The organism is Mycobacterium sp. (assembly GCF_039583805.1).
In the GTDB taxonomy this organism is placed as follows: Bacteria; Actinomycetota; Actinomycetes; order Mycobacteriales; family Mycobacteriaceae; genus Mycobacterium.
Genome location: NZ_JAVKSH010000016.1, coordinates 29,708 through 38,353, shown reverse-complemented (window position 1 = coordinate 38,353; position 8,646 = coordinate 29,708). Strand labels below are relative to the sequence as shown.

Sequence of the window (8,646 nt, the reverse complement as noted above, 5' to 3'; positions counted from 1 at the left end):
AACTTTCTGACACTGCTCACCGAATTCATCGGTATCACGCTGGCGGCCGACTACATCGGCATCCCCCGATTCGTCGTCGTGCCGAGCGCGGCGATCGCGCTGATAGCCATCATGGCCACCGGCAGCTTCCGGCGCTGGGAACGCGCGATGCTGGCGTTCATCGCGATCACGCTGCTGCAAGTCCCCATGCTGGCGATGTCGCATCCGGACTGGGGGCACGCGTCGAAATCCTTTGTCATTCCGGGTGTGAGCGGGGGAGTGACGTCCGATGCGGTGCTGCTGGTCATCGCCATCGTCGGGACCACGGTCGCGCCCTGGCAGCTGTTCTTCCAGCAGTCCAACGTCGTCGACAAGCGCATCACGCCACGCTTCATCGGCTACGAGCGGGCCGACACCGCGCTGGGCGCCTTCGTGGTGGTGATCGGGGCGGCGGCGTTGATGATGACCGGTGACTGGGCGGCCCGTGCCACCGGCAGCCGCGGGGGGTTCGTCGACGCCGGTGCACTCGCCCGCCAGCTCGGCCACTCCAGCACGACCCTCGGGTCGGTGTTCGCGATCGTGTTGCTCGACGCCTCCATCATCGGAGCCGCGACGGTGACGCTGTCCACCAGCTACGCGTTCGGCGACGTGTTCGGGCTCAAGCACTCGCTGCACCGCGGATTCGCCGACGCCAAGCCGTTCTACCTGTCCTATACCGCGATGGTCACCCTCGCCGCGGTCATCGTGCTGATCCCCGGCGCGCCGCTGGGGTTGATCACCACCGGTGTGCAGGCACTGGCCGGGCTGCTGCTGCCCAGCGCGACGGTGTTCCTGCTGCTGTTGTGCAACGACCGGCAGGTCCTGGGCCCGTGGGTGAACCGGCCCTGGCTCAACGTGGTCGCCGGCGTCATCGTCTCCTCGCTGCTGGTGCTCTCCGGGATACTCATGGCGACAACGATGTTCCCCGGACTCGACGTCGCCACCGTTTCCACCCAGGTTTCGGTGGGTCTGGGGGTCTGCGTCGCGGTCACCGTCGGCGTGTTGCGGTGGTCCGGCCGCCGGCGACCGAAACCGCCGGCACCCGACCGACCGTCCCGCGCGCCGGCCAGGACGGACCGCTCGACCTGGCGGATGCCGCCGTTGGCCGTGCTGGAGCCGGTCATGTGGTCGGTCGAGACTCGGCTGGGCATGCTGGCTTTGCGCGGGTATCTGGTCGTCGGCGCGATCCTGCTCGCTGTCAAAGCCATCCAGCTCGGTAGCGCCTGAACCACAGCGGCGTCGCGGTATCCGCGACGCCAATGATCAGCCCTCACAGCAAACCTTCAGCTGTCATGCAGCCGACCGGCGGCGATGCCTGCGTATGCTCACCGCACGATAGGAGACGTAGATGACCATTAACGACCGGTTCTGCGACGTCGATGCCACGGGCTCCGAGCCGCGCCCCGGCGACGTGGCCGGCGGCCGGGCATGAGGCCGTCCTGCACGACGATCTGCGTGCCGCCGCACTCGAGGTCGTACGCCACGTCACACCGTCACCGGGTCCCGCCGCCGCCACGAGACCACGGGAGCAGACCCCGGCGCACCAATGGCGCCGTGGCACTTCTCCCGAAGCCAGGTGCTCACGCCGCTGCGGATTCGTGGAGCCGAAGCCTCACCGCGACGGCGACGACACCGGCCGTGGCACAGCCGAGGGCCGCAGCGGTACGTCCGGTCACCACACGAGGCGGACGGCGAGAGCCGGGGAAGTAGTCGCGCAGTTGTCGAACTGCGTTGCGCAACGCGTTATTCGACGACGCCGGCCACATGGCCGGCAACACGACTAGAGGACAACGACATGGATTTCGGCTTGTTACCGCCGGAGGTCAACTCCGGTCTGATGTACACCGGTCCCGGCGCCGGACCCATACTCACCGCCGCGTCCGCCTGGGACGGGCTGGCCGGCGAATTGAGTTCCACCGCCTCGTCGTACCGGTCGATGATCGACGGCCTGGCCGGTGCAGCGTGGCACGGTCCGGCATCGGCGTCGATGGCCGCTGCGGCCGCGCCCTACGTGAGTTGGATGAGCACGAGCGCGGCGCAGGCGGAGCAGACCGCCAACCAGGCGCGCGCGGCCGCGGCGGCCTACGAGGCGGCGTTCGCGGCCATGGTGCCGCCGCCGGTGATCGCCGCCAACCGTGCGCAGTTGATGTCGCTGATCGCCACCAACTTCCTCGGGCAGAACACTGCGGCCATCGCCGCCGCCGAATTCCACTACGCCGAGATGTGGGCGCAAGACGCCGGCGCCATGTACGGCTACGCGGGCTCGTCGGCCACCGCAACCCGGCTGACACCGTTCACCGAACCCCCGCCGACCGCCAACCCGTCCGGGCCGCCCGCCCAGTCTGCCGCCGCCGCCCAGGCCGTCGGCACCTCGGCCGGCGCGAGCACGCAATCGGCGCTGTCGCAGATGATGTCCGCGGTGCCCGGCACACTGCACGGCCTCACGTCGCCGCTATCGTCGGCGGCCGCGGCACCCGCCGCGGCCAGCACACCCGCCTCCACGCTGGCGTCGTCGCTGTCGACGTTGATCGGTTCCATCACCGGGCCGACAGCACCGCTCTCCTACTTCACGATTGCCGGGGTGCCCGGTCTGTTGGGCGCCCAGCTGTACCTGCTGCCGCAAGCCGGGGTGAATCTGGCCGGCGCGGCCAGCAAGGCGGCGGCGGCGCCGGCCGCGGGTGGCGCAAGCCTGCTGGCCGGCGAGCTCAGCCCGGCTCTCCCAGCTGTTGGTTCTCTCCCAGCTGTTGGTTCTGGCGGATCCGTGGCGGCCGGGCTGGGCAATGCCGGAGTGGTGGGCAAGCTTTCGGTGCCGCAGAGCTGGACCGTCGCCGCCCCGGCGATTAGGACCGTCGCCGTCGAGTGGCCGGTCGCCGGCCCCGGGGCCGCCCCGGCGGCCATGGCGCAGAGCCCCGGAAACCTGTTCAGCCAGATGGGCTTGTCCAGCCTGGCCGGGCGTGCGGTGGCTGGCACCGGCGGCAGCGTCGCGCGCACTGCGGCAATCGGCGGCGGCACTGCGGCCGCCGAGCCCACCACCGCCACGATCATCGTCATACCGGCGGACGAATGACCGCCCTGATGGCAACCGAAAGAAGTTCCATGACAAGCAATCACCGGGTTGACGACGTCACCGCGCATCGGGCCCTTCTCGCAGGGCCAGCGGCACAGTCGTTTCCGGGTCGCGGCTGACCCCAGGCGAAGGAGGAGCGATGGATTTCGGAGCCTTACCACCGGAAGTCAACTCGGCCAGGATGTACGCCGGCCCCGGGTCGGAGTCCATGATCGCCGCCGCGGAAGCCTGGGACGGGTTGGCCGCCGAACTGCGTGCGACGGCGGACTCCTACGGCTCGGTGATCGCCGGGCTGACCGACGCCTCGTGGGTGGGCCCGTCGTCGGCAGCGATGGCGGCAGCCGCCGCGCCCTACGCGGCGTGGATGAGCGCCACCGCCGCGCAGGCCGAGCAGACCGCCACCCTGGCCAGATCGGCGGCGAACGCCTACGAGACGGCGTTCGCGGCGACGGTGCCGCCGCCGCTGGTTGCGGCCAACCGCAGCCAGCTGGCGTCGCTCGTGGCGACCAATATCTTCGGACAGAACACGTCGGCGATCGCGGCCGCCGAAGCCCAGTACGGGGAAATGTGGGCCCAGGATGCCGCCGCCATGTACACCTACGCCGCCCAGTCGGCCGCCGCGTCGTCGGTGACGCCGTTCACCCCGGCGCCCCCGACGACCGACCCGGGCGGGGTGCTTGGTCAGCTCGTGACAGCCGTTGCGTCGATCGGCGCCGGCGCGCAGACGCAACTGTCGCAGACGTTCGCCGCGGTGCCCGCCGCTCTGCACAGCCTCGCGTCGATCGCCACATCGCCCAATCCGTTGCAGGGAATGCTGTCGACTCTGCAGAGTCTCGCCGGGATGCAATCGCTGTCGTCCATCAGCGGTGATATCGAGCTGATCCCCAAAGTGATCCTGCCGGTTAACGACACGCTGATCTTCATCATCTTGGGTGTGGTCGCGCAGACAAGGCTGCTTGTTACCGCGCCTGCCGCGATCGCCGGCAGCGCGGGGTCGCTGGCCGCGGGCCTGGCCTCGACAACGCATGTCGCGGGTGTCGCCGCGGTGAGCGCGGCGGCGACGTCGGCGGGCATGGGTCACGCCGGGCTGGTCGGCGACTTGTCCGTACCGCCCAGCTGGGCCGCGGCCACCCCGGCGATCCGCCTGGCCGCCACCGTGTTGCACGGCACCAGCCTGGCCGGCGCACCGGCCGTGGTCGCCGACGGCTCCGGAGGCCTGTTCGGTCAGATGGCGCTGGCCGGGATGGCCGGCAGCGCCCTCGGCGGCGCGGCCCCGCGGACCGTCGGCGCAACTGCGGGCCGGATCGGCCTGCCCACGGTCGACAAGAACAAGCAGACCCCGGACAAGCTCAAGCGGGTGCTGGCGGAGATGTCGCTGAAACCCGAGTCGGTACAGCACTGGCACACCGACCAGGCGCACCTGGACAGCCTGCTGGCCCAGCTGTCGAAGAAACCCGGTATCCACGCCGTGCACCTGTCCCGCAAGGGCACACCCACACCGAAGCCCCAGGCCGGGCAGTCCGGGCAGTCAACCGGGTAGTCGGCGACGTCGGCGCGCGGTCGTGGCGCCCGTCGTCCACACTGGAGCGGACACAGGGTCACGACAGGGGAGCCGGGTGGAGCAGACGCTGAGCATCGCGGACTTCGCGCTGCGGCTGGCCGTCGGGGTGGGCTGCGGAGCGGTCATCGGTCTCGAGCGGCAGTGGCAGGCACGGCTGGCGGGTCTGCGCACCAACGCACTGGTGGCTGCCGGGGCGACAATGTTCGTGCTGTACGCCGTCGCCACCGACGACAGCAGCCCCACCAGGGTGGCGTCCTACGTGGTCTCCGGGGTCGGGTTCCTCGGCGGAGGGGTGATCCTGCGGGAGGGCTTCAACGTCCGCGGCCTCAACACCGCTGCGACACTGTGGTGTTCGGCCGCGGTCGGCGTGCTGGCGGCCTCAGGGAACCTGGTGTTCGCGATCATCGCCACCGGCACCGTCGTCGGGATCCACCTGCTGGGCCGACCACTGGGACATCTGATCGACCGCGACAACGTCGTCGAGGAGGACGAAGACGACCAGCCCTACCAACTGCAGCTGATCTGTCGACCCAAATCCGAGAAATACGCCCGAGCCCAGATCGTGCAGCGCACCCGCACCAACGACTTCATCCTGCGGGGCGTGCACACCGGGCGTGTAGGCGACGACAACATCGCCTTGACCGCGTACCTGCTCAGCGACGGTCACGCGCCGGCCCGGCTCGAGCAACTCGTCGCCGAACTGTCGCTGCAACCCGGTGTCGCCGCCGTGCACTGGTACGCCGGCGACCAGGACGAGCCCATGCCGCCCGCGCCACTGCCGGGCTAGACGGTATGGGGGGCTGGGGCTGGCCCCCCGACGTCACAGGCCTGCGTTCAGCTGTCATTCGCGCAGTGGTCTCGACGGCAGAAAGCCGAAACCGCCCCCGGCCGAACCCCGATCAGTAAGCTCGCCGTGTACACGCAGCGACACCCGGTCGGGGCTCCGCCGGACCGGAAAAGCCCGAAAGGAACCCTGAAAGGAACTCCTTGGCAGACACACTCACCGCAGGCCAAAAGCTGGTCAACGGCGAGTCGCTCACCGCCGGCAACGGCGCCTACACCCTGACGCTGCACGACGACGGCAATCTGGTGCACTACTCCGCCGACGGACCGGCCTGGTCGACCAAGACCGAGACCGACGCACCGCCCCCGGAAGCCGAAGCCGAGGTGGCGCCCGCGGCCGCCGAGGAGACTGCGGCGCCTGAGCCCGAGCCCGAGCCGGCCGCGCGCACCTACACCGTCGTCTCCGGCGACACGCTGTGGGCCATCGCGGAGCGCTTCTACGGCGATGGCAACAAGTACCAGCAGATCGCCGACGCCAGCGGGATTTCCAACCCGGACCTGATCCAACCAGGTCAGGCGCTGACGATTCCCCGATCATGAATGAGTCGGCGCGGCGGTCCGGGCACCTGTGGGCCGGGCCGCCGCGTCGTCTCCGGGCGGTGCCCGTGTTCGCCGCGGCGCTGACGGTCGCGTCGTCGCCGGCGCTGGTCAGAGCGGACCCGGTGCTGGTGTTCCCGGGAATGGAAATCCGCCAGGGCAACCACGTGTGCACGTTGGGATTCGTCGACCCGGCCCTGCGGGTCGCGTTCACCGCAGGGCATTGCCGGGCAGACGGCCCCGTCACCGACCGGGACAACCACGTCATCGGCACCCTCGCGACGTACCGCGACAACACCCCCGACGGGGCAACGGTGGCCACCGACCAAACGATCAACGATTACGAGTCGATCGTGCTGGGCGACGGCGTGACCGTGAACAACGTCCTGCCCGGCGGCCGGCCGCTGCGGTCGGATCCGGCTCTGGCGGTCGCGCCTGGCGCCGCCGTCTGCCACTTCGGTGTGGTCACTGGAGAAAGCTGCGGGACCGTCGAGAGCGTCAACAACGGATGGTTCACCATGGCGCACGGTGTCGTCAGCCAGAAGGGCGATTCCGGCGGCCCGGTCTACGTGATCGGCGCCGCGGGGGCCGCGGTGATCGTCGGGATGCTCAACAGCACCTGGGGCGATTTTCCGGCCGCGGTGTCCTGGCGGGACACCACCCAACAGGCCCGCGAGGACGGCGCGGGCACACCCGACCCCGGCGGCCCGCTGCCGACGTGAGCGGTCACCGCGGATCCGCCAGCGCGAAGACCGGGATCGACGGCGTCGCCGCCCGCAACTGCTGCGCACTCGAACCGGGTGTCAACCCGCCCATATGGCCTTTGACCTGCCAGTACCACCGGTCCAGGTAGCACCTCAGCAGATCGGTCCTGGCGTCGTCGGCCACCTCGGAGGCAAGAAGACGCCGGCTGCGCCAGCGCGGACCGAGGTCGACGACGCCGGCGGCGCGGACATTGCGGGCCCATTGGGTGGTGCCCCGCGGTGACACCAGATAGTCCACCCCGTCGACGGTCAACACGTTGACCACCACGCGACGGCTCTTCCCGGTCTTGCGGCCGCGGACCCGAAGGGCCCTGGTCCCGGCGATGCTGACGCCCAGTTCGGCGAGCCAGCGGATGAGCGTATTTGCGGCCCGGGCGGGCCGGCCGGGTTTGTCGTATCGCACGGGCACAGCGCATCCTCTCAGTCACGGGGAGAGCACTGCTCTCAACAGGTATGAGGTTGCCACCGCGGCGGCCAAAATTCAAGAGCAGTGATCTCTTTTGTGTCAGACTTATCCGGATGGGAAAACGACGCGAGGCGCGAGAACGGATCGAGGCGAACATCATCGAGCTCGGCCGCCGACAACTGGTGGATCACGGCGCGGCCGGGTTGTCGCTGCGCGCGATAGCACGCGATCTGGGCATGGTGTCCTCGGCCGTGTACCGGTACGTGTCCAGCCGCGACGAGCTGTTGACCTTGCTGCTGGTCGACGCCTATTCCGATCTCGCCGACGCCGTGGACCGCGCCCGCGACGCGGAAGCCGAGCTGTGGAGCAACGACGTCATCGCGATCGCGCATGCGGCGCGGCGATGGGCCGTCGCGCATCCGGCCAGCTGGGCGCTGCTCTACGGCAGCCCGGTGCCCGGCTACCACGCTCCGGCCGAACAGACCGTCGGACCCGGCACCCGGGTGATCGGCGCACTGCTCGACGCGGTCGCCGCCGGAATCGCTACCGGCGACATCGTATTGACCAATAACTCTGCGCCACAACCACTCTCGTCAGACTTCGAACGGGTCCGCCACGAATTCGGTTTCCCCGGCGACGATCCCGTCGTCGCCAGGTGTTTCGCTGTCTGGGCCGGCGTGGTCGGCGCGATCAGCCTGGAGGTGTTCGGGCAGTACGGTGCCGACACGCTGACCGACCCGGAGGCGGTGTTTGATTCCCAGGTTCGGCTGCTGGTCGGGGTGCTGACCAAGCACTGACCGTCAAGGGGATTAGAACGTGTTCAGCGGCAGCTGTGCAGTGCATGCCGGCAGGACGTGGCAACGTCTTTCCGACGGCTGAGCCGCTGGGCTATCCTGCGAGACGATGACCCTCACCGTCCGCTCGCCGGCGCAGATCGCCTGGGTGACCACCGACCTGGATGCCACGGAAACGGCGCTCACCGGCCTGTTGGGCGCCAAGAAGTGGGTGCGGATGCCGCACGTGCACTTCGGCCCCGACACCTGCCGCTACCATGACGAGCCGGCCGATTTCGTCGCCGACATCTCGTTGAGCTATGCCGGCGACATACAGTTGGAGCTGATCGCACCGGTGCGTGGCCCTAACATCTATAGTGACGTGCTCCGGGACTACGGGCCGGGCCTGCACCACATCTGCGTCGCGGCCGACGGTCCCGCGGACTTCGCGGCCAGGCTGGACGCCGCAACCGCGCAGGGAGCTTCGGTCGTGCAGCAGGGCGTGATGCCCGGCGGCATGCGATTCGCGTACGTGTCGGCGCCGCGGGCCGGGGTGCCGTTCGTGGAAATCGCGCATATCCCCGACCCGATCCGGCAGTTCTTCGACTACGTCAAACAGGAGCAGCGGTGAGCCGCGCCGGCGACGATGCAGAGCGCAGCGATGAGGAGGAGCGGCG

The 8,646-nt window shown here is 69.5% G+C and carries 9 protein-coding genes; 8 read left to right on the top strand and 1 reads right to left on the bottom strand.

Going from position 1 to position 8,646, the window contains the following annotated elements; genetic code table 11:
* From ABDW21_RS03665 to ABDW21_RS03640, 6 genes are all read left to right on the top strand, one after another.
* Positions 1–1,245: divalent metal cation transporter (locus ABDW21_RS03665; RefSeq protein WP_343710071.1), on the top strand; the 1,245-nt coding region annotated here is incomplete at its 5' end.
* Between the two features lie 568 nt (positions 1,246–1,813).
* Positions 1,814–3,085: a PPE family protein gene (locus ABDW21_RS03660; protein WP_343600014.1), complete on the top strand. Its 1,272-nt coding sequence runs from the start codon at positions 1,814–1,816 to the stop codon at positions 3,083–3,085.
* Between the two features lie 139 nt (positions 3,086–3,224).
* The gene (locus ABDW21_RS03655) at positions 3,225–4,625 is read left to right on the top strand and encodes a PPE family protein (protein ID WP_343600013.1); all 1,401 of its coding nucleotides are present in this window, start codon (positions 3,225–3,227) and stop codon (positions 4,623–4,625) included.
* Between the two features lie 76 nt (positions 4,626–4,701).
* Positions 4,702–5,433 (top strand): MgtC/SapB family protein, encoded by a 732-nt coding sequence (locus ABDW21_RS03650; RefSeq protein WP_343600012.1) that lies wholly within the window; start codon positions 4,702–4,704, stop codon positions 5,431–5,433.
* A 200-nt stretch (positions 5,434–5,633) separates the two neighbouring features.
* Positions 5,634–6,029 (top strand): LysM peptidoglycan-binding domain-containing protein, encoded by a 396-nt coding sequence (locus tag ABDW21_RS03645; RefSeq protein ID WP_343600010.1) that lies wholly within the window; start codon positions 5,634–5,636, stop codon positions 6,027–6,029.
* A 140-nt stretch (positions 6,030–6,169) separates the two neighbouring features.
* Positions 6,170–6,748: a hypothetical protein gene (locus ABDW21_RS03640; protein WP_343600020.1), complete on the top strand. Its 579-nt coding sequence runs from the start codon at positions 6,170–6,172 to the stop codon at positions 6,746–6,748.
* Positions 6,749–6,752: 4 nt separating this feature from the next.
* On the opposite strand, the gene ABDW21_RS03635 is transcribed toward ABDW21_RS03640, so the two are convergent.
* The gene (locus tag ABDW21_RS03635) at positions 6,753–7,199 is read right to left on the bottom strand and encodes a nitroreductase/quinone reductase family protein (protein WP_343600008.1); all 447 of its coding nucleotides are present in this window, start codon (positions 7,197–7,199) and stop codon (positions 6,753–6,755) included.
* Between the two features lie 110 nt (positions 7,200–7,309).
* Here ABDW21_RS03635 and ABDW21_RS03630 point away from each other — a divergent pair, with 110 nt between their 5' ends.
* Both ABDW21_RS03630 and ABDW21_RS03625 read left to right on the top strand, forming a co-directional pair.
* Positions 7,310–7,993, top strand: a complete 684-nt coding sequence (locus tag ABDW21_RS03630; protein ID WP_343600007.1) for a TetR/AcrR family transcriptional regulator — start codon at positions 7,310–7,312, stop codon at positions 7,991–7,993.
* Between the two features lie 106 nt (positions 7,994–8,099).
* Positions 8,100–8,600: a VOC family protein gene (locus tag ABDW21_RS03625; protein WP_343600005.1), complete on the top strand. Its 501-nt coding sequence runs from the start codon at positions 8,100–8,102 to the stop codon at positions 8,598–8,600.
* The last annotated feature ends 46 nt before the right edge of the window (positions 8,601–8,646 follow it).

Excerpts from the sequence above, each read along its gene's own strand:
- ABDW21_RS03625 (WP_343600005.1), top strand. The coding sequence starts at position 8,100 with ATGACCCTCACCGTCCGCTCGCCGGCGCAGATCGCCTGGGTGACCACC.
- ABDW21_RS03630 (WP_343600007.1), top strand. The coding sequence starts at position 7,310 with ATGGGAAAACGACGCGAGGCGCGAGAACGGATCGAGGCGAACATCATC.
- ABDW21_RS03655 (WP_343600013.1), top strand. The coding sequence starts at position 3,225 with ATGGATTTCGGAGCCTTACCACCGGAAGTCAACTCGGCCAGGATGTAC.
- ABDW21_RS03660 (WP_343600014.1), top strand. The coding sequence starts at position 1,814 with ATGGATTTCGGCTTGTTACCGCCGGAGGTCAACTCCGGTCTGATGTAC.
- ABDW21_RS03640 (WP_343600020.1), top strand. The coding sequence starts at position 6,170 with ATGGAAATCCGCCAGGGCAACCACGTGTGCACGTTGGGATTCGTCGAC.